The sequence below is a fragment of the Micromonospora desertarenae genome, from assembly GCF_056150265.1.
The window spans coordinates 123,329-141,289 of record NZ_JAXCFQ010000006.1 but is presented as its reverse complement, the minus strand read 5'-3'; the positions used below and the strand labels follow the sequence as shown (position 1 = coordinate 141,289).

The 17,961-nt window shown below is 72.4% G+C and carries 18 protein-coding genes; 10 read left to right on the top strand and 8 right to left on the bottom strand.

Annotated elements, in window-relative coordinates; all coding sequences use genetic code 11:
* Nucleotides 1-24 precede the first annotated feature (24 nt).
* Both SM577_RS14880 and SM577_RS14875 read left to right on the top strand, forming a co-directional pair.
* The gene (locus SM577_RS14880) at nucleotides 25-570 is read left to right on the top strand and encodes a Uma2 family endonuclease (RefSeq protein WP_474587120.1); all 546 of its coding nucleotides are present in this window, start codon (nucleotides 25-27) and stop codon (nucleotides 568-570) included.
* Nucleotides 571-775: 205 nt separating this feature from the next.
* On the top strand, nucleotides 776-1,528 hold the full coding sequence (locus tag SM577_RS14875; protein WP_302918247.1) for a GH25 family lysozyme: 753 nt from the start codon (nucleotides 776-778) through the stop codon (nucleotides 1,526-1,528).
* 104 nt (nucleotides 1,529-1,632) lie between these two features.
* On the opposite strand, the gene SM577_RS14870 is transcribed toward SM577_RS14875, so the two are convergent.
* Nucleotides 1,633-1,860 (bottom strand): hypothetical protein, encoded by a 228-nt coding sequence (locus tag SM577_RS14870; protein ID WP_302918248.1) that lies wholly within the window; start codon nucleotides 1,858-1,860, stop codon nucleotides 1,633-1,635.
* A gap of 89 nt (nucleotides 1,861-1,949) precedes the next feature.
* Entirely contained in the window at nucleotides 1,950-3,863 is a 1,914-nt protein-coding gene (locus SM577_RS14865) for a serine/threonine-protein kinase (protein ID WP_474587119.1), read from the bottom strand.
* Between the two features lie 91 nt (nucleotides 3,864-3,954).
* Between SM577_RS14865 and SM577_RS14860 the strand changes: the two genes are divergently transcribed.
* A complete protein-coding gene (locus SM577_RS14860) occupies nucleotides 3,955-4,167 on the top strand; it encodes an acyl-CoA carboxylase subunit epsilon (protein ID WP_474587118.1) in 213 nt (70 codons plus the stop codon).
* A 147-nt stretch (nucleotides 4,168-4,314) separates the two neighbouring features.
* Entirely contained in the window at nucleotides 4,315-4,770 is a 456-nt protein-coding gene (locus SM577_RS14855; protein WP_474581108.1) for a hypothetical protein, read from the top strand.
* Nucleotides 4,771-5,062: 292 nt separating this feature from the next.
* Here SM577_RS14855 and SM577_RS14850 read toward each other — a convergent pair whose 3' ends face one another.
* On the bottom strand, nucleotides 5,063-5,290 hold the full coding sequence (locus tag SM577_RS14850) for a hypothetical protein (RefSeq protein WP_474581109.1): 228 nt from the start codon (nucleotides 5,288-5,290) through the stop codon (nucleotides 5,063-5,065).
* A 912-nt stretch (nucleotides 5,291-6,202) separates the two neighbouring features.
* On the opposite strand from SM577_RS14850, the gene SM577_RS14845 reads away from it, so the two are divergent.
* The 3 genes from SM577_RS14845 to SM577_RS14835 all read left to right on the top strand — a co-directional run bounded on the left by SM577_RS14845 (nucleotide 6,203) and on the right by SM577_RS14835 (nucleotide 8,747).
* The gene (locus SM577_RS14845; protein WP_474587250.1) at nucleotides 6,203-7,354 is read left to right on the top strand and encodes a S8 family serine peptidase; all 1,152 of its coding nucleotides are present in this window, start codon (nucleotides 6,203-6,205) and stop codon (nucleotides 7,352-7,354) included.
* A gap of 72 nt (nucleotides 7,355-7,426) precedes the next feature.
* Nucleotides 7,427-8,083, top strand: coding sequence for a Maf family protein (locus SM577_RS14840; protein ID WP_302918253.1), 657 nt, complete (start codon nucleotides 7,427-7,429; stop codon nucleotides 8,081-8,083).
* Nucleotides 8,084-8,093: 10 nt separating this feature from the next.
* Nucleotides 8,094-8,747, top strand: coding sequence for an O-methyltransferase (locus tag SM577_RS14835; RefSeq protein ID WP_302918254.1), 654 nt, complete (start codon nucleotides 8,094-8,096; stop codon nucleotides 8,745-8,747).
* Nucleotides 8,748-8,941: 194 nt separating this feature from the next.
* On the opposite strand, the gene SM577_RS14830 is transcribed toward SM577_RS14835, so the two are convergent.
* The 4 genes from SM577_RS14830 to SM577_RS14815 all read right to left on the bottom strand — a co-directional run bounded on the left by SM577_RS14830 (nucleotide 8,942) and on the right by SM577_RS14815 (nucleotide 12,789).
* Nucleotides 8,942-10,249: an MFS transporter gene (locus SM577_RS14830; protein ID WP_474587117.1), complete on the bottom strand. Its 1,308-nt coding sequence runs from the start codon at nucleotides 10,247-10,249 to the stop codon at nucleotides 8,942-8,944.
* A 60-nt stretch (nucleotides 10,250-10,309) separates the two neighbouring features.
* Nucleotides 10,310-11,065, bottom strand: coding sequence for an ABC transporter permease (locus SM577_RS14825; RefSeq protein ID WP_302918256.1), 756 nt, complete (start codon nucleotides 11,063-11,065; stop codon nucleotides 10,310-10,312).
* A 21-nt stretch (nucleotides 11,066-11,086) separates the two neighbouring features.
* A complete protein-coding gene (locus SM577_RS14820) occupies nucleotides 11,087-12,046 on the bottom strand; it encodes an ATP-binding cassette domain-containing protein (RefSeq protein ID WP_302918257.1) in 960 nt (319 codons plus the stop codon).
* Between the two features lie 128 nt (nucleotides 12,047-12,174).
* The gene (locus tag SM577_RS14815) at nucleotides 12,175-12,789 is read right to left on the bottom strand and encodes a PadR family transcriptional regulator (protein WP_474587249.1); all 615 of its coding nucleotides are present in this window, start codon (nucleotides 12,787-12,789) and stop codon (nucleotides 12,175-12,177) included.
* Nucleotides 12,790-12,936: 147 nt separating this feature from the next.
* On the opposite strand from SM577_RS14815, the gene SM577_RS14810 reads away from it, so the two are divergent.
* Complete coding sequence (locus SM577_RS14810; RefSeq protein WP_302918258.1) at nucleotides 12,937-14,688, top strand: acetyl/propionyl/methylcrotonyl-CoA carboxylase subunit alpha; 1,752 nt, start codon at nucleotides 12,937-12,939, stop codon at nucleotides 14,686-14,688.
* Nucleotides 14,689-14,841: 153 nt separating this feature from the next.
* On the opposite strand, the gene SM577_RS14805 is transcribed toward SM577_RS14810, so the two are convergent.
* Complete coding sequence (locus tag SM577_RS14805; RefSeq protein WP_302918259.1) at nucleotides 14,842-15,735, bottom strand: LysR family transcriptional regulator ArgP; 894 nt, start codon at nucleotides 15,733-15,735, stop codon at nucleotides 14,842-14,844.
* 70 nt (nucleotides 15,736-15,805) lie between these two features.
* Between SM577_RS14805 and SM577_RS14800 the strand changes: the two genes are divergently transcribed.
* Complete coding sequence (locus SM577_RS14800) at nucleotides 15,806-16,402, top strand: LysE/ArgO family amino acid transporter (RefSeq protein ID WP_302918260.1); 597 nt, start codon at nucleotides 15,806-15,808, stop codon at nucleotides 16,400-16,402.
* A 91-nt stretch (nucleotides 16,403-16,493) separates the two neighbouring features.
* Complete coding sequence (locus SM577_RS14795) at nucleotides 16,494-17,933, top strand: GuaB1 family IMP dehydrogenase-related protein (RefSeq protein ID WP_302918261.1); 1,440 nt, start codon at nucleotides 16,494-16,496, stop codon at nucleotides 17,931-17,933.
* Nucleotides 17,934-17,961 lie beyond the last annotated feature (28 nt).

Sequence of the window (17,961 nt, the reverse complement as noted above, 5' to 3'; positions counted from 1 at the left end):
GATCGGAGCGGGAGGTGAACGCCGGTGAGCGCGGCCCCCCTGGGAAACCATGTCGGACTCTGGACGGAGGCCGACTACTTCGCCATGGGCGAGACCCCGAACCGGATCGAGCTGCTCGACGGGAGCCTGATCGTGAGCCCTGTCCCGAGCAAGCGGCACCAGCGGGTGTCGCGCCTGCTGGCCAACAGCGTCGAAGCCGCGGCCGACGGCCTCGCGGTGTTCGAGGCGGTCAACGTCCGGCTCGGTGTCGACCGGATCGTCATTCCGGACGTGGTCGTCGCCGATACCGACGACGAGGGCACCGTGGTGGAGGCCGGGGAGGTCGCCCTGGTCTGCGAGATCGTCTCACCGGGGAACGCGGCCGCCGACCGGCTGGTCAAGATGCAGCTCTACGCCATCGCCCGGATTCCCTGGTACCTGCTGGTCGAGCAGGACGGCCAGAGCCACTCGTTGCGACTGTTCCGGCTGGACGACGCCCACTACGTCGAGGACCGGGTCGCCAAGGCTGGCGAGGAACTCAGCCTGACCGAACCGTTCCGCTGGCGCGTCGACCCCGCATCGCTGCGCTGAGCAGCGCCCGCCACGGCTGCGCCCGGCACGTCGGGCGTCCCCGCCAACACGCAGCGTGTCGACCTGGACACGTCGCGCCAATTCCGTACGGAACGACGCAAGGCAATGTCGGACATCGATGTAGATTTCTTTAGCGCCCCTTGTGATCGAGGGCACTTACCTCCAAAGATAGGCGTCAATCCCATCGGCGTCCTTGGAGGCATCCATGACCCGTACCAGATCACCGCTGCGCAGAATGCTCGCCGCCGGCCTCACCGTGCTCGCCACCGCGGCGGCGGGGCTCGTGGCCACCACCGGACCCGCGCAGGCCGCCACCGTGCCCGGCATCGACGTGTCCCACTACCAGGGGGCCATCAACTGGACCAGCGTCCGCAACGCCGGCATCCAGTTCGCCTTCATCAAGGCCACCGAGGGCACCAGCTACAAGGACCCGCGGTTCAACACCAACTACGTGGCCGCCTACAACGCCGGCGTCATCCGGGGCGCGTACCACTTCGCCCGGCCCAACATCTCCTCCGGCGCCGTGCAGGCGAACTACCTGGCCTCCAACGGCGGCGCCTGGTCGGCCGACAGCCGCACCCTGCCTGCCGCGCTGGACCTCGAGGCCAACCCGTACTCCGGTGGCTACTGCTACGGCCTGAGCACGACCGGCATGCGCAACTGGGTGCAGGACTTCCTGAACACCTACCGCTCCCGCACCGGCCGGTACGCGGTCATCTACACCACCACCAGCTTCTGGAACACCTGCACCGGCAGCTGGAGCGGCCCGTGGGGCAACCACCCGCTGTGGATCGCCCGGTGGGCCAGCTCGCCCGGCACGCTGCCGCCCGGCGCCCCGTTCTGGAGCTTCTGGCAGTACACCAGCACCGGCAGCGTCGCCGGCATCGCCGGCAACGTGGACCGCAACTACTGGAACGGTGACCGGAGCCGGCTGATCGCGCTGGCCAACAACACCTGACCCGCCCTGATCCGCCCCTGGGGAGGCAGTTGGCGGCAGCGGGATCGGCTGTCACCGTACGGTGGACAACTGGTCCGGCTGCCGCCACGCCGCCCGGCCCGGGGTCAGGCCCGTCGCCTCGCCATCGCCGGGACCGGGGACTCCTCGCGGGCGAGGGCGCCGCGCCGCGACAGTCGCCAGCCAGCCACTCCGGCAACGGTGACGGTCACGACGCTGAGCAGCGCGACCAGCACCGGCAGCCCCAGGCTGGCCAGGACCAGGACGATGTCGCCGAGCGCGACGAGCATCCACAGTGCCACCCGGGGGCGGGCGTCCTTGCGTCGGTAGCCCATGTCGTACCTCCTTCCGTCGTGCCGGTGGAGATACCCCGGACAACGGAAGGCCATGCGAGTCAATCTCGCACCGGCGGAAATCGCGCCGATCAGTCCTGGCGGTCGGGCACGAAGCCCTTCGCGATCAGCTCGAAGTTGGGCAGGTTGGCCTGCCAGTCCTTGTCGGCCACCTCCCAGCGGAGGGCGTAGCCGCGGTCCTTGGCCGTGACGAAGCCGCGGTTGCGGACCCGGATCCGGGTGTTGTCGCGGGTCTCCCGCCAATCCCAGTCCGCGCAGGTCTTCCAGAAGTCGCAGCGCACGATATCGATGTACTCGTAGTTGTTGACAACGTTCTTCCGCGCCGGCTCGATCCTCCGCCAGTCGGCGACCGCGTCCCGCTTCGGGGTGCTGGTCCACTGGACGAGCAGCTCCCGGACCCCGTTCGGCTCCTGGAACACCACCGTGGTGCCGTCAGGCTGGCTGCGGGTCCAGCCCTCGGGCAGCGGCAGCGCGAAGCCGGCCGGGTCCTTGTGCAGCTTCCAGCCGGGCGGCAGGACCAGGCCGGACGCCGACGCCGAGGCGGAGGGGGTCGGGCTGGGGGCGGCGCTGGTCGGCGGGGGCGGAGCCGCCGCGGAGGTCGGCGCCGGGGCCGAGGTCGCCGCGGCGCCGGTCGGATCGGCCTGCGGGTTCTCGTCGTCACCGCTGTTGAGCAGCGGCACCACCACGACCAGGCCGAGCAGGAGCAGCGCCACCACCACCCCGATCAGCACGTTGCGCCGGGTGTTGTCCGGCTTCGTACCGTCGGAGGCCAGCACCGGCGCCCGCCCGGACGGCGGGCTCACCGGGGCGGGCATGACGGAGGTCGGGTTCACCGGCTTGCGCGGCTCGCCCTTCGCGCCACCCGCAGCCGGCGCCGGCGGGTCGACCTTCGTGGTGGGGCCGGCGTCCACGCTGGACGGCGGCGGCTCGACCTTCGCCGTGGGCGCGGCGTCGGAGCCGGCCGGCACCTTCGCGGTGGCGTCCTCCGCGGCCGCCCCCGCGGCGGCCGTCGAGGCGGGTGCCTGCGGCGCCCGGGGCGCCGGCGGGCTGACCGGCCGGTGCTCCTCCGCCGGTCGCGGCGCGGGCACCAGCGGCGGGCGCGGTTCGCGCGGGCCGTTCGGCCCCGGCCGGCGTACGCCGTCGAGCAGCGGGATGGTGCGTGCCCGCTTGCCGCCGGCCCGGCGGAGCAGCCGCTCGGCGACCTCGGCGGTGATCCGGTCGTTCGGGTCCTTGCGCAGCAGGCCGTTGAGCACCGGCTTGAGCGGCCCGGCGTTCTTCGGCGGCGGCAGCGGTTCGGTGGCGAGGGCGGCCAGCGTGGCGATCGCCGAGGGCCGGGCGTACGGCGACTTGCCCTCCACGGCCGCGTAGAGGGTGGCGCCCAGCGACCAGAGGTCGGCCTCCGGCCCGGCGGTGCCGTCGCGGGCCCGCTCCGGCGCGATGTACGCCGGCGAACCGAGCACCATGCCGGTGCGGGTGACGTTCGGGTCACCGGGGATGGTGGCGAGGCCGAAATCGGTCAGCACCACCCGGCCGTCGTTGCCGAGCAGCACGTTGCCCGGCTTGACGTCCCGGTGCATCACGCCGGCCTTGTGCGCCGCCTTCAGCGCGCCCAGCACGCCCAGCCCGATCTCCACCGCGCGGGCGGGCGACACCGGGCCGTCCTCGGCGAGAGTGTCCTGCAGGGACTTCGACGGCACGTACTCCATGACGATCCACGGGTCGCCGTCGGTGCGGAGCACGTCGAAGATGCGGACGACGTTGATGTGGTTGAGCCGGGCGATGGCCCGCGCCTCCCGCAGCGAACGTTCGCGCATCTCGCGGCGCTCGTCGTCGGTGAGGCTGGGCGGCGGGACCAGTTCCTTGATCGCCACATCCCGGTGCAGCACCTCGTCGCGCGCCTTCCACACCCGACCCATGCCACCCTGACCGAGCGGCGATATCAGCCGGTATCGGTCAGCGACGAGTTGGGGAAGCGCGTTCGACATCGCAGAGACGGTACCCGGAGGGCCCGACCGTCACACCGGCGGCACGCCACTGTGCGGCGTAGGTCAACTTCTGGACGCGTACGCTGGCGGCATGTCTGCCGAAGAGCCGCTGTTCCGGGTCGTCCGCGGCGTACCGACCGCCGAGGAGCTGGCCGCCCTGGTGGGCGCGATCGCCGTGCGGTCGCGGCCGGCCGCCGCGCTCGCGCCGGCCGCCGGCTCGGCCTGGGCGCGCAGCGCGCGACCGGCCGGCGCGGCCGTCGCCGCCGGTCCCGGCGCGTGGCGCGCCTCCGGCCTGCCCCGCTGACTTTTTCCGGGTACGGATCACCGCAGCTCGCTGGCCGTGATCCGGAGACCGGGTGACGGATGTCCACGGCCTGGGGGCTGCCGCCGCCGTCGCGCAGCCACTAACCTCACTCAGGGAAACCGCGCCGTAACAGGTAGGGAGGGGCCGATGATCCCCGAGGAGGACCGCCCAGCGTCCTGGCTCCGCGGCTACGGCGGCATCGAGGCCGACATCCGCAAGATGCGCGAGTTCGCCGACCGGCTCCAGGCCGAGGTGGAACGCAACTACGCACCGCACCTGTCGTACATCGCCGAGGACATGACGGCGAAGGTGCCCAACCCGGCGGACGCCTTCATCGAGCTGGTCGACTTCCTGCGCACCCACCACGAGACCCAGCAGGCCACCGCCGACATGGTCTGGGGCGTGGGCGGCGCCACCGGGCACCTCGCCGCCGCCGCCGCGACCGTCGCCGAGCAGTACACCGGTTCCGACGCCTTCTCCTCCGCCCGGGTGGCCGACGTCGAGCGGGCGCTCGCCGCCCCCGGCCCGACCGCGCCGACCGCTCCCCCGCCGATGCTGGGCGATCCCACCGGCCCGGAGAGCGGGCCGGTGGTGCTGCCGTGATCGAACGGGGCAGCGGCCGCACGTCCGGCCTCACCGACTGGCGGCTGATGGACGTGGCCAGCATGTGGGCCTGCCTGCAGGACCACGACACCACCAACCACTGGAAGCAGGTCGCCGGCTGGCGCAAGGTCTGCGACCTGGCCCAGACCCACCTGGCCCGGCTCCAGGAGTACCGGCGCGGACTCGCCGAGGCATGGCCGCCGGAGACCAACGAGGCCGCCCGCGCGTACCTGCGCGAGCTGGACGAGCTGATCGACAAGGTGCGGCGCACGCACGACGCCGCCACGGCCAACTACACGGCGCTCTCCGCCGCCACCCAGGCCATCGGCAGCAGCCGGGCGCAGCTGGAGAAGGTGTACGAGGAGTGGGCGGTCAAGCTCCAGCAGAAGCGGGCGTACGAGGCGACGGCCGCCGACCCGAAGGCGGCGATGGGCAGCCGCGTCCCGGACCAGCCGGTGACCGACGCCGACCTGGAACGGCTCAACGTCCAGGCGCGCGGCATCATGTACGGCCTCAGCACCGAACTCCAACACGCCCAGGTAATGCTCCAAAAGCCCCCGACAGCACCTCGCCAAATTGGCAAGGATCCCGCGAACTCCGATATCTACACTGGCGGGCCTTCCCCAGCCATCCCCCCAGTCGTGCCAGTCCCGGTCGCACTTACGCCTAGCCCCACTTCAAGCAGCCGAACGTCCAGTTCTCCGCAGCGAGTACCTACGCCTACTGCGCCAGGTGTCGGACCGGTCTTAGGAAATGCCGCCACCGGAATTGCACCAGCACGGATAGGCCCGCCTGCAGGAGCGACGTCTGCCGCGTCGCCAACACCCTCCCCCGGTGTCGGAATACCGCCAGCCGTTCCCCCGGGGGCGACGCCACGGCTGGAAGTGCCTACGCCGGGACAAAAGCAAACGGGAACACCAAGCAAGTCGAGCGGTGGAGCTACGAATGGGGTGTCGCAAGTCGCCCAACCTTCTTCGTCCCGACCGATGCCGCCTGGTGGATTGATTGGCGGCGCTCCCGGGATGGGCCTCGGCCAACCAGGCGCGGGTAGTACCCCGCCACGACGAATCAACCCGATCGGCGGAGTGATCGGGGGCGGTGGAGCGGGCACCGCGCCAACCGGCGGAGCTGGTTCCCGCCCAGGCGGAGGTCGTGGCCTCGGCGCAGCCCACCAAATGCCACCATTTGGCGGCGCTCCTGGCTGGGGCGCATCGTCGAATTCAGCTAATGTCAGCCGCCACAACGATGGGCAAGGCTGGCACGGACGCCGCCAAGAAAGCGACGAGGATTCACGCCGCTGGGATCCGGACCACCCATGGCGGACCGACCAGGGAGTAGACCCAGTGGTTCGCCCGCCCGAGGAGGACGGTCCAATCGATCCTGGTCCTGCCATCGGCTTCAGCCGGTGAGGCTTCGGGCAAATTGGGCCGCCATACCGCTCGTCACCTTGCTGGCGTCATTCCTGCAGATTCTCCCTTCGTCTCACGTCCCGGCATATAGCGCACCAACGCCAGAGGGAGTCGACCGTGTACGAGGCGATCAGTGGCACCTTCGGTACCTCAACGTTGCAGAGGCGCATCGAATCAGCCAAGGCGAGGGCGTCACGGTCGCAGTCCCTGATACTGGTGTCGCGCCGCATCCCGATCTCAGCGCGAACCTTCTCCCAGGCACCAACTTGCTGGCCGACGGATCTGGAGACGGACAACAAGATCACAACAGTCACGGCACTGGAATGGCTGGACTGGTCGCCGCACACGGGCGTCACGGAAACAGGGGCGCGCTGGGCTTAGCCCCAAAGGCAAAGATTCTGCCGATCATCTCTTCAACGGTGAACAACGAAGGTGACGCTGACCACCTCGCTCAAGCAATCGAATTTGCCATAGGAGCAGGCGTCGACGTGATCACCATTTCCAGTAGCGGGGGATCCAACCAACGGCTTCGGCACGCAATCAACGCTGCGCACTCAGCGAATGTCATCGTCGTAGCCGCGGCAGGCAACCGGCCCGAGGACGCGGCGGTGGGCTACCCCGCCTCGGAGCAGAGTGTAATTGCTGTCGGCGGGATTGATCGAAACGGCGATCGCGCAGCCGTCTCGGTCACCGGTCCCGAGATTGACGTAGTCGCTCCAGCGGTGGACATCTACAGCACGAGCATCGACGGGAAGTACCGCAAGGGCACCGGCACCTCCGACTCAACGGCCATCGTGGCTGGCGCGGCGGCGCTGATCCGGTCGAAGTACCCGTACCTGCCCGCGTCGGAGGTGGCGCATCGGCTCACAGCTACCGCCGTTGACAAGGGGCCGCCCGGCCGCGACGACCAGTACGGCTACGGGGTGATCGACCTGGTGGCGGCACTGACGGCAGACGTACCGCCGCTGGGTTTCGGATCGGCGACGGCGAGCGCGCCGGCCGCCGGTACCCCGAGCACGACGGCGGTCGCCCGCCCGGGCGACGACGGCGACGGCGGGGCCACCGTGCGCGGCTGGGTGACGCTCGGCGTGCTGGTGGCGGCGGGCACGGCGTGGGTGCTGATCGCGCGCCACCGCCGGAGGAGCGACGACCCGCCGCCCCGGATCAGCCGCTGACTCCCAACCCGCGAACCCGTTCCCCGGCCCGCCGGCCCACGCCGGGCCGAGGCGGCCGGTAACGTCGGCGACGTGTCAGACGCCGCGCCGCTTCGCCTCGTGCTCGCCTCGGCGAGCCCTGCCCGTCGCAAGAGCCTCCAGGCTGCCGGCATCGAGCCGGATGTGCTGGTCAGTGGGGTGGACGAGTCTCTCGTCGTCACCGACCGGGCCGAGGAGCTGTGCCTGGAACTGGCCCGTCTGAAGGCCCAGGCGGTGCTCACCCGGCTGCGCCCGACCGACGACGAGCGGACCCTGGTGCTCGGCTGTGACTCGGTGCTGGCCTTCGACGGCGAGATCCTCGGCAAGCCGGCCGACGCGGCCGACGCCACCCGGCGCTGGGAGCGGATGCGGGGGCGCAGCGGCGTGCTGCACAGCGGGCACTGCCTGATCGACATCGTGGCGGGCCGGCGGGCCGAGGCGGTGGCCTCCACCACTGTGCACTTCGCCGACATCAGCGACGACGAGATCGCCACGTACGTGGCCACGGGCGAGCCGCTCGCGGTGGCCGGCGCGTTCACCATCGACGGGCTGGGCGGGCCGTTCGTGGAGCGGATCGAGGGCGACCCGGGCACCGTTGTGGGGCTCAGCCTGCCACTGCTGCGCCGCCTGCTCGCCGACCTCGACTGCCGGATCACCGATCTGTGGACGAAGATCGCGCCCGGCAACCAGACGGTCGAACCGCTCGGTTAGCGTCGCGGCCATGACCACCAAGTCGATCCCGCTCACCGACGAGTTGCACGCCTACCTGGTCGGGCACGGCGCCCCGCCGGACGAGATCATGCGTGACCTGGCCGAGGAGACCCGGGCGGTGCTGCCGCAGCACGCCCAGATGCAGGTGGCGCCGGAGCAGGCGGCCTTCCTGACCTTCCTCACCCAACTGCTGGGCGTACGGCAGGCGGTGGAGGTCGGCACCTTCACCGGGCTCTCGTCGCTGGCGATCGCCCGAGGGCTGGCCGAGGGCGGGCGGCTGACCTGCTTCGACATCTCCGAGGAGTTCACCGGCATCGCCCGGCGCTACTGGGACCGGGCGGGGGTGGCCGACCGGATCGAGCTGCGCATCGGGCCGGCCGGTGACCGGCTGCACGAACTGCCGCACGAGCGCTACCTCGACTTCGCCTTCATCGACGCCGACAAGACCGGCTACCCGGTCTACTGGGCCGAGCTGGTGCCGCGGATGCGTCCAGGCGGCGTGATCGCGGTCGACAACGTGTTGCGCGGCGGCCGGGTGATCGCCCCGCAGAGCGCCGACGACCGGGCGATCGCCGCGTTCAACGACGAGGTGCTCGCCGATGTCCGGGTCGACGCGGTGATGCTGCCGGTCGCCGACGGCCTGACCCTGGCGCGGGTGCGCTGACCACCACCCCCGGGTGGGCTCCTTGATCCACACGGGATACGCGATATGGGGGTGTCCGCGACATCCGGACACCGTCATATCCGGGAAACGGTGTGGATCAACCCCAGGCGACCGGCCGCGCTGGACGGTGGCCCGGGAAACGGTGTGGATCAACGGGCGACCGGCCGCGCTGGGCGGCCGGGGAACGGGTGGGATCAGCCCGGAACGGCCGCGAGTGGCGGCTGGTCGGCCGGGCGCTGCGCGCGCAGCGCGCGGCCGAGGCGGACGGCGAGCAGCACGGCGGCCGCGACGAAGCCGGGCACCAGCAGGAACGCCAGGTGCGGCCCCACCCCGTCGGCCACCCAGCCGAGCAGCACTGGCGCGATGCCGAAGCCGACCCCCATCGAGTACGACGCCCAGCCCGCCGCCCGGTCGGCCGCCGGCCCGGCCACGGCGAGCGCGATCGAGATGGCCAGCGGGTAGTGCAGGGCGTTGCCGAGACCGAGCACCACCAGGCCGGCGACCGCGAGCCAGCCGATCGGGGCCACCCAGAACACGGTGAACCCGGTCAGCGAGACGCCCAGCGCGGCGAGCAGCAGCGGCACCGGCCGGTACCGGAGCGCGATCCGGCCGCCGAGCAGCCGCCCGAGGAACATCCCGACGACGATCGCCGCGACCGCGGCCGAGGCGGCGCCGGCGGTCATCCCGGCGTGCGAGCGGAGCACGTCGGCGGTCCAGAGTGACAGGCACACCTCGATCGAGCCGGTGACCGCCATCAACACCCAGGCGATCCAGTACGCCCGGGACAGCCGCCGATCCACCCCGCTGCCATCGCGGGCCCCGGCACCAGCCCGAACGCCGGCACCGGCCCCAACGCCGGCATCAGCCCGAACGGCGGAAGCGGCCCCAACGCCGGCACCGGCCCGGACGCCGGAACCGGCGCGGGCTCCGGCGGCGGCGGCCGGCAGGCGTACCCGGAAGGTCAGGGCGACGAGCGCGACCAGCGTGATGAGGCCGACCTCGACGGCCATCACCGGTCGCCAGCCCCAGCCGGCGTCGACGCTGGCGCCGATCACCAGCGGCGCGAGGATGCCCATGCCGGCGCAGGCGGCGTTGGCCTCGGTGAGCGCGGCCGGCGCGGCGGGGCCGTGCCGGGCGGTGAGCACGACGTTGACCCCGCTGATCACCATCATGCCGAAGGTGGCGATCACCGCGACCGCGGTGATCGTGGCCGGCAGGGCGCGGAACGTGCCCAGGGCGGCGACGCCGACCGCCACCCCGGCCAGGCCGAGCCAGGTGGCCGGTCCCCGGCCGAACCGCCGGGCCAGGGGCGCGAAGAGCGCTCCGCCGGCCAGCGAGCCGACCGCGATGCCGGTGCTGTGCAGGCCGGCGACGGCGGCCGAGGTGCCCTGCTCGTCGCGGAGCAGCGGCACGACCGGGCCGAACCCGTAGAGGAAGAAGCCCCACAGCCCCAGTTGGGCGTAGGTCAGCCAGGTGATGCGGTCACGGGTGAGGCGGGGCACCGGCCTTACGCTACAAGCGCTCGGCCGGCACCCCGCCCCGGATGAGAGGCAACTCTCGGGTCAGCGGACGCTGCGGGCGAACTGGCGGGCGGCCCAGACCACGCCGGCGGCGGCCAGCACCGCGATGATGCTCAGCCCCTGCCAGACCTTGTCGTCGCCGAGGTTGCCGGCGAAGAGCGCGCGGGTGCCGTCGACCGCCCAGGAGAACGGGTTCCAGTCGGCGATGCCCTGCAACCAGCCGGGCGCGAAGGTGAGCGGCAGCAGGATGCCGGAGAGCAGCAGCACCGGCTGCGCCACGGTGTTCATCAGCGGGGCCAGCGCGTCCTCGCTCTTGACCTTGAGCGCCACGCCGTAGGAGACGGCCGAGGTCATCAGCGCGATCAGGGCCAGCATGAGGTACGCCAGCAGCAGGTCGCCGATGAAGACCCGCAGGTCGAACAGGAGCGCGAGCAGGGTGATGATGACCGCCTGCACGATCAGCGACACCACGTCGCGCAGCGAGCGGCCGAGCAGCAGGGCCAGCCGGCTGACCGGGGTGACCCGGGAGCGTTCGATGACCCCGGCGCGAAGCTCGGCGATCAGGCCGAAGCCCTGGAACAGGCCGCCGAAGATGGCCAGCAGCACCAGCAGGCCGGGTACGAAGATCTTGTAGGCCTCGGCCTGGCTGGGCGCGTTCAGCGCCGGCTTGAGCAGCGGGGCGAAGAGCAGCAGGTACATCACCGGCTGGAAGACGCCGACGAAGACCCAGACCGGGTTGCGCAGCAGGAGCTGGAGCTGGCGCTGGAAGATCAGCCAGGTGTCACGGGCGAGTTTCATGAGGTCTCTCCGGGTCTCGGGTCAGGACTCGCGCAGCGAGCGGCCGGTCTTGGTGAGGAAGACGTCGTCGAGGCTGGGCCGGTGCAGCTCGATGGAGCTCAGCGCCAGGCCGGCGTTGTCCACCCGGCGCAGGATCTGCGGGATGGCGGTGGCCCCCTCGTCGACGTAGAGCCGCAGCCCGCCCTCGTCGGCGGTCTCCAGCTTGTTGACGTACGGCTCGCTGTCGAGCAGTTGCGCGGCCTGCGGGGTGGCCGCGACGTCCAGCCCGAGCAGCACGACGTCGCCGGAGATCTCGCGCTTCAGGTCGGCCGGGGTGCCCTCGGCGACCACCTCGCCGTGGTCCATGATCGCGATCCGGTCGCAGAGCGCGTCGGCCTCGTCCAGGTAGTGGGTGGTGATGAAGACAGTCATCCCCTCGGTACGCAGCCGCCGGATCTCGTCCCACATGTGCGCCCGGCTCTGCGGGTCGAGGCCGGTGGTCGGCTCGTCCAGGAAGACGATCTTCGGCTCGTGGATGATGCCGAGGGCGATCTCGACCCGCCGGCGCTGGCCGCCGGAGTAGGTCTTGCACTTGCGGTCGGCGTACTCGCTGAGCTGGAAGGCGTCCAGGGCGCGGGCGGCCCGGCGGTGCGCCTCGGCCTTGCCGATGCCGTACATCCGGGCGTGCAGCACCAGCTCCTCGCGGGCGGTGGACTCGTCCCAGGTGCTGCCACCCTGGGCCACGTAGCCGATCCGGCGGCGCACCTCGGCCGGATCCTTGCGCAGGTCGGCCCCGGCGATGGTGGCCTCGCCGCCGTCGGGCTCGATCAGCGTGGCCAGCATCCGCAGGGTGGTCGTCTTGCCGGCGCCGTTCGGGCCGAGGAAGCCGAAGATCTCGCCCTCGGCGACCTGCAGGTCGACCCCGCGCACCGCCTCGACGGTCTTCGTCTCCCGACCGGCGCGGGAGCGGAACGACTTCCGCAACCCTCTGGTCTCGATCATCTCTGCTCCTGGTCGTCCGGGCCGGCGGCGGCCGGCCGGCTGTCCCCTGGGGACGGACGCCGGACGGCGCGCGCTCCCCCGTGTACCGCGAAAGGCTAACGCGATATAACTTCTGTGGTCAACGTTGACTATTCGGTTGCGGAGCCATGGCTCGGGTGCCCGCCCTCCTGCCACCCGTTCCAACCCTCCGCCTCCGCCACCCCATCAGGCAGGTACGACACACCCGAGTCGATGCGTTCGGCGACCCGCTCGCACCAGGCCGCCTCGGTCTCCGCCCGGGCCACCCAGAGCTCGAACATCCAGGCCACGTGCGCCGGCTTGCTGGCCCGGATCCAGTCGGACTCCAGCGACGCGCGGGTCGAGTCGGCGGTGGCCCGCATCAGGTTGGCCCGGTTGCGCAGGGCCGCCGCCGCCTCCTGCCGGGGCAGCGCGGGCAGGAAGGAGAACGCGGCCAGGAACGGGTCCTGCGGCTGGTGCACCTGCCACCACTGGCCGCGCAGCAGCGTCTCGAACTCGTCCTCGCCCTTGGCGGTGACCTCGTACGTGGTGCGGGCCGGCCGGGCGCCCACCTGCTCGGTGGCCACCTCGCGCAGCAGCCCCTCCTCGGTCAGCTTGCGCAGGGCGTGGTAGATCGATCCCGGTTGCACGTTCGCCCATCTGTCGGCGCTCCAACTGAGCAGCTCGCGGCGGACGTCGTAGCCGTGCACCGGCTGCATCCAGCGGACCAGGCCGAGGATCATCATTCGCGTGGCAGACACCGACCAAGCGTAATAAACAAGTTTGACTAACTGCCCTCTGGACAGTGCGGCATCCCACACTGAGCGATCGTTAGGGCCATCAGGGTGGCCGATACACTCCCGGTCAGTAACCTCCCGGGAGGAGCCCCCAAGGTGCGCAAGGTACTCATCGCCAACCGCGGCGAGATCGCCGTACGCGTCATCCGCGCCTGCCGTGACGCCGGCCTGGGCAGCGTCGCTGTCTACGCCGACTCCGACCGGGACGCCCTGCACGCCACGCTGGCCGACGAGGCGTACGCCCTCGGCGGAGACACCGCCGCCGAGAGCTACCTGCGCATCGACAAGCTGATCGACGTCGCCGCCCGGTCCGGGGCGGACGCCGTCCACCCCGGCTACGGCTTCCTCTCCGAGAACGCCGACTTCGCCCAGGCCGTCATCGACGCCGGGCTCACCTGGATCGGCCCCACCCCGCAGGCGATCCGCGACCTCGGCGACAAGGTGACCGCCCGGCACATCGCCCAGCGCGCCGGCGCCCCCCTGGTCCCCGGCACCCCGGACCCGGTGGGCAGCGCCGACGAGGTGATCGCTTTCGCTGTCGACCACGGCCTGCCGGTGGCCATCAAGGCCGCCTTCGGCGGCGGCGGCCGCGGCCTGAAGGTCGCCCGCACCATGGAGGAGATCCCGCACCTGTTCGAGTCGGCCACCCGCGAGGCGGTCGCCGCGTTCGGTCGGGGCGAGTGCTTCGTCGAGCGCTACCTGGACAAGCCCCGCCACGTCGAGGCGCAGGTGCTGGCCGACCAGCACGGCAACGTGATCGTGGTGGGCACCCGCGACTGCTCGCTCCAGCGCCGGCACCAGAAGCTGGTCGAGGAGGCCCCCGCGCCGTTCCTCACCGACGCGCAGCGCGCCCAGATCCACGACAGCGCCAAGGCGATCTGCCGGGAGGCCGGCTACCACGGCGCCGGCACGGTGGAGTACCTGGTCGGCGCGGACGGCACCATCTCCTTCCTGGAGGTGAACACCCGCCTCCAGGTGGAGCACCCGGTCACCGAGGAGACCGCCGGCATCGACCTGGTCCGCGAGCAGTTCCGGATCGCCGACGGCGAGAAGCTGCGGTTCACCGCGGACCCGACGCCGCGCGGGCACGCCATCGAGTTCCGGATCAACGGCGAGGACCCGGGCCGCAACTTCCTGCCCGCCCCCGGCACGGTCACCGCGCTACGGCTGCCGAGCGGCCCGGGCGTGCGGGTGGACACCGGCATCTCGGCCGGCGACGTGATCGGCGGCAACTTCGACTCGCTGCTGGCCAAGGTGATCATCACGGGTGAGACCCGCACCGAGGCGCTGGAGCGGGCCCGCCGGGCGCTGGACGAGATGGTCGTCGAGGGGATGGCCACCGCGCTGCCGTTCCACCGGCTGGTGGTGCGGGACGAGGCGTTCACCGCCGAGCCGTTCACCGTGCACACCCGCTGGATCGAGACCGAGTTCGACAACACCGTCCCGCCGTTCACCGCCGCCGCCGGCGCCGCCGAGGCGCCGGCCGAGCGGGAGACCGTCGTGGTCGAGGTCGGCGGGAAGCGGCTGGAGGTCACCCTCCCGGCCGGCCTCGGCGGGGGTACGGCCACCGCCGCGCCCGCCGCCCGCAAGCCGGCCCGCCGGGGCGGCGGGGCCAAGACCGGCACCGCGGTCAGCGGCGACGCGCTCACCTCCCCGATGCAGGGCACCATCGTCAAGATCGCGGTGGCCGACGGCGACACGGTGGCCGAGGGCGACCTGGTCGTGGTGCTCGAGGCGATGAAGATGGAGCAGCCGCTGCACGCCCACAAGGCCGGTACGGTCAGCGGCCTGAACGCCGAGGTCGGCGCGGTGATCACCGCGGGCGCGGCCATCTGCACCATCGCCTGACCGAGGGCGGGCGACCGCTCCCCGTTTCACCCACCCCGGCAGAACGCCTCCCGGCTGGGTCGAGCCGCACCGTCGCCGGGCCACCGGGCGTGCCCTGCCGTCCGGCCGGTCCGGCGGCCGCACCCGGGCCGGTCGCGGGGGTTTCGGCGCCGGTCAGCGCAGGGTTTCGGCGGCCACCGCGCGGACGGCTGCGGTGAGGGCGTTCAGCACGTCCGATTCCAGCCGCCAGTGCTGCCAGTAGAGCGGGATGTCCAGGTGCCGGCCGGGCGCCAGGTCCACACAGCGCCCGGTGGTCAGGTCGGCGGCGGCGATCTGCTCGGGCACCAGGCTCCAGCCGAGGCCTAGCCGGATCGCCTCGCTGAAGGCGGGCACCGACGGCACGTAGTGCACCGGCGGCTCCAGCGGGTGGCCGGTGACGGCGCGCAGGAACCGGTGCTGCACCCGGTCCTTGCGGTCGAAGACCACCAGCGGCGCCGCGGTCACCGCCTCCGTGGTGAGCCCGTCGGCGAAGTGGGCCGCCGCGAACTCGGGGGTGGCCAGCGCCTGGTAGCGCATCGCGCCGAGCCGGATCACCCGGCACCCCTGCACCGCCTCGCGTTGGGCGGTGACGGCCGCCGTCACCGAGCCGTCGCGGAGCAGCTCGGTGGTGTGGTCCTGGTCGTCCTGGCGCAGGTCGAAGAAGAGCCCCGACCGCTGCGGCAGCCGGGCCAGCGCGGCCGGGAACCAGGTGGCCAGCGAATCCGCGTTGACCACCACGGCGACCCTGGTCCGGCCGCCGCCGGTCAACGGGCCGCGCGCGTCGGCCAGCGCCTCGCGCTCCAGCAGCGCGAGCTGCCCGGCGAGCCGCAGCAGCGGCCGCCCGGCCTCGGTCGCCGAGCAGGGCCGGGTACGCCGGACCAGCACCTGGCCGACGGTCTCCTCCAGCGCCTTCACCCGCTGGCTGACCGCGGACGGGGTGATGTGCAGCAGCCGGGCCGCCGCCTCGAAGCTGCCCTCGGCGACCACCGCGGCGAGCGTCCGCAGCTGCGCCGAGTCCAGACCCTCCATAAGTTCAGCTTAAGCCACCTCAGGATCTTTAGCTGGACTGATGTTCGGCGGCGGCTCTAGCGTCGTCGCCGTGCTCACCTCCGCCGTCGCCGGGTTCTCCATGTCCATCGCGCTGATCGTCGCCATCGGCGCCCAGAACGCCTTCGTCCTGCGCCAGGGGCTGCGCCGCGAACACGTGGTGCCCGTGGTCGTCACCTGCGCCGCCTCGGACGCGCTGTTGATCGCGGCGGGCATCGCCGGGGTCGGCACCCTGGTCACCGGCCGGCCCGTCCTGCTCACCGCGATCCGCTGGGGCGGTGCCGCGTTCCTGCTCTGCTACGCGGCTCTGGCCGCCCGCCGGGCGCTGCGCCCCGGCGCGCTGCTGCCCACCGAACGCCCGCCGGCCACGCTGCGGGCGACCCTGCTCGCCTGCGCCGCCTTCACCTACCTGAACCCGCACGTCTACCTGGACACCGTGCTGCTCCTCGGCGGGATCGCCCAGCAGCACCCGCACCGCTGGCTGTTCGGCGTCGGCGCCGCGCTGGCCAGCGTGGTCTGGTTCACCGCGCTGGGCATCGGGGCGCACCGCCTCGCCCCGCTGCTCGCCCGTACCGTCGCCTGGCGGTTGCTGGACGGCCTGATCGCCGCCGTGATGGCCGCGCTCGCCGTCGCGCTGCTGCTCGGCTGACCGGGCCGCCCACCGGTCGAGCGGGGCGGGTCGAGGGTGTTTTCCGCGACCACCGGGGGCGGGCCGAGCGGTGGTCGCGGATGATGGCCGGGTGCGGTTCCTTCATGGCGCGGTCCCCGCGCACGACCTGACCTACAACGACGTCTTCATGGCGCCGGCCCGCTCCGACCTGGGCTCGCGGCTCGACGTCGACCTGGCCACCAGCGACGGTACGGGCACCACCATCCCGCTGGTGGTGTCGAACATGACAGCGGTGAGCGGACGCCGGATGGCCGAGACGGTGGCCCGGCGCGGCGCCATCGCGGTGATCCCGCAGGACATCCCGATCGAGGTGGTGGCGAACGTCGTCGGCTGGGTGAAGCAGCGCCACCTGGTGCACGACACCGCGATCACGCTCGGCCCGACCGACACCGTGGGTGACGCCATCCACCTGCTGCCGAAGCGGGCGCACGGCGCGGTGATCGTGGTCGACCCGGCGGGCCGGCCGCTGGGCGTGGTGACCGAGGCGGACACCGTGGGGGTCGACCGGTTCGCCCAGCTGCGCCACGTGATGTCCACGGAGCTGCACACCGTGCCGGCGGACGCCGACCCGCGTACCGGCTTCGACCGGCTCTCGGCCGGCCGGCGCCGGCTCGCTCCGGTGGTCGACGCCGAGGGCCGGCTGGTCGGGGTGCTCACCCGGCAGGGCGCGCTGCGCGCGACCCTCTACCGGCCGGCGGTCGACGACCGGGGCCGGCTGCGGATCGCGGCGGCGATCGGCATCAACGGCGACGTCACCGGCAAGGCGGCGGCGCTGCTGGAGGCGGGGGTGGACACCCTGGTCGTGGACACCGCGCACGGGCACCAGGAACGGATGATCTCCGCGCTGCGGGCGGTCCGCAAGCTGGACCCGGCGGTGCCGGTGGCGGCCGGCAACGTGGTCACCGCCGAGGGTGTACGCGACCTGGTGGAGGCCGGCGCGGACATCGTGAAGGTGGGCGTCGGGCCGGGCGCCATGTGCACCACCCGGATGATGACCGGGGTGGGCCGGCCACAGTTCTCGGCGGTGCTCGACTGCGCCGCGGCGGCCCGCGACCTGGGCCGGCACGTCTGGGCCGACGGCGGCGTACGGCACCCGCGGGACGTGGCGCTGGCGCTGGCCGCGGGCGCGTCGAACGTGATGATCGGCTCCTGGTTCGCCGGCACCTACGAGTCCCCCGGCGACCTCTACACCGAGCCCGACGGCCGGCGCTACAAGGAGAGCTTCGGGATGGCCTCGGCGCGGGCGGTCAGCGCCCGCACCGCCGAGGACAGCCCGTACGACCGGGCCCGCAAGGCGGTCTTCGAGGAGGGCATCTCCTCGGCCCGGATGTACCTGGACCCGAACCGGCCCGGCGTGGAGGACCTGATCGACGAGATCATCGCGGGCGTCCGCAGCGCCTTCACCTACGCCGGGGCGCGCAACCTCGCCGAGTTCCACGAGCGGGCCGTGGTCGGGGTGCAGAGCACCGCCGGCTACACCGAGGGGATGCCGCTGCCCACCAGCTGGTGAACGGCCGGTCGGTACGGCGTCCGGCCCG

Bases quoted from the DNA above. Each gene is read 5' to 3' on its own strand.
- SM577_RS14875 (WP_302918247.1), top strand. From the start codon at position 776: ATGACCCGTACCAGATCACCGCTGCGCAGAATGCTCGCCGCCGGCCTC.
- SM577_RS14870 (WP_302918248.1), bottom strand. From the start codon at position 1,860: ATGGGCTACCGACGCAAGGACGCCCGCCCCCGGGTGGCACTGTGGATG.
- SM577_RS14865 (WP_474587119.1), bottom strand. From the start codon at position 3,863: ATGTCGAACGCGCTTCCCCAACTCGTCGCTGACCGATACCGGCTGATA.
- SM577_RS14860 (WP_474587118.1), top strand. From the start codon at position 3,955: ATGTCTGCCGAAGAGCCGCTGTTCCGGGTCGTCCGCGGCGTACCGACC.
- SM577_RS14855 (WP_474581108.1), top strand. From the start codon at position 4,315: ATGATCCCCGAGGAGGACCGCCCAGCGTCCTGGCTCCGCGGCTACGGC.
- SM577_RS14835 (WP_302918254.1), top strand. From the start codon at position 8,094: ATGACCACCAAGTCGATCCCGCTCACCGACGAGTTGCACGCCTACCTG.
- SM577_RS14825 (WP_302918256.1), bottom strand. From the start codon at position 11,065: ATGAAACTCGCCCGTGACACCTGGCTGATCTTCCAGCGCCAGCTCCAG.
- SM577_RS14820 (WP_302918257.1), bottom strand. From the start codon at position 12,046: ATGATCGAGACCAGAGGGTTGCGGAAGTCGTTCCGCTCCCGCGCCGGT.
- SM577_RS14815 (WP_474587249.1), bottom strand. From the start codon at position 12,789: ATGATGATCCTCGGCCTGGTCCGCTGGATGCAGCCGGTGCACGGCTAC.
- SM577_RS14805 (WP_302918259.1), bottom strand. From the start codon at position 15,735: ATGGAGGGTCTGGACTCGGCGCAGCTGCGGACGCTCGCCGCGGTGGTC.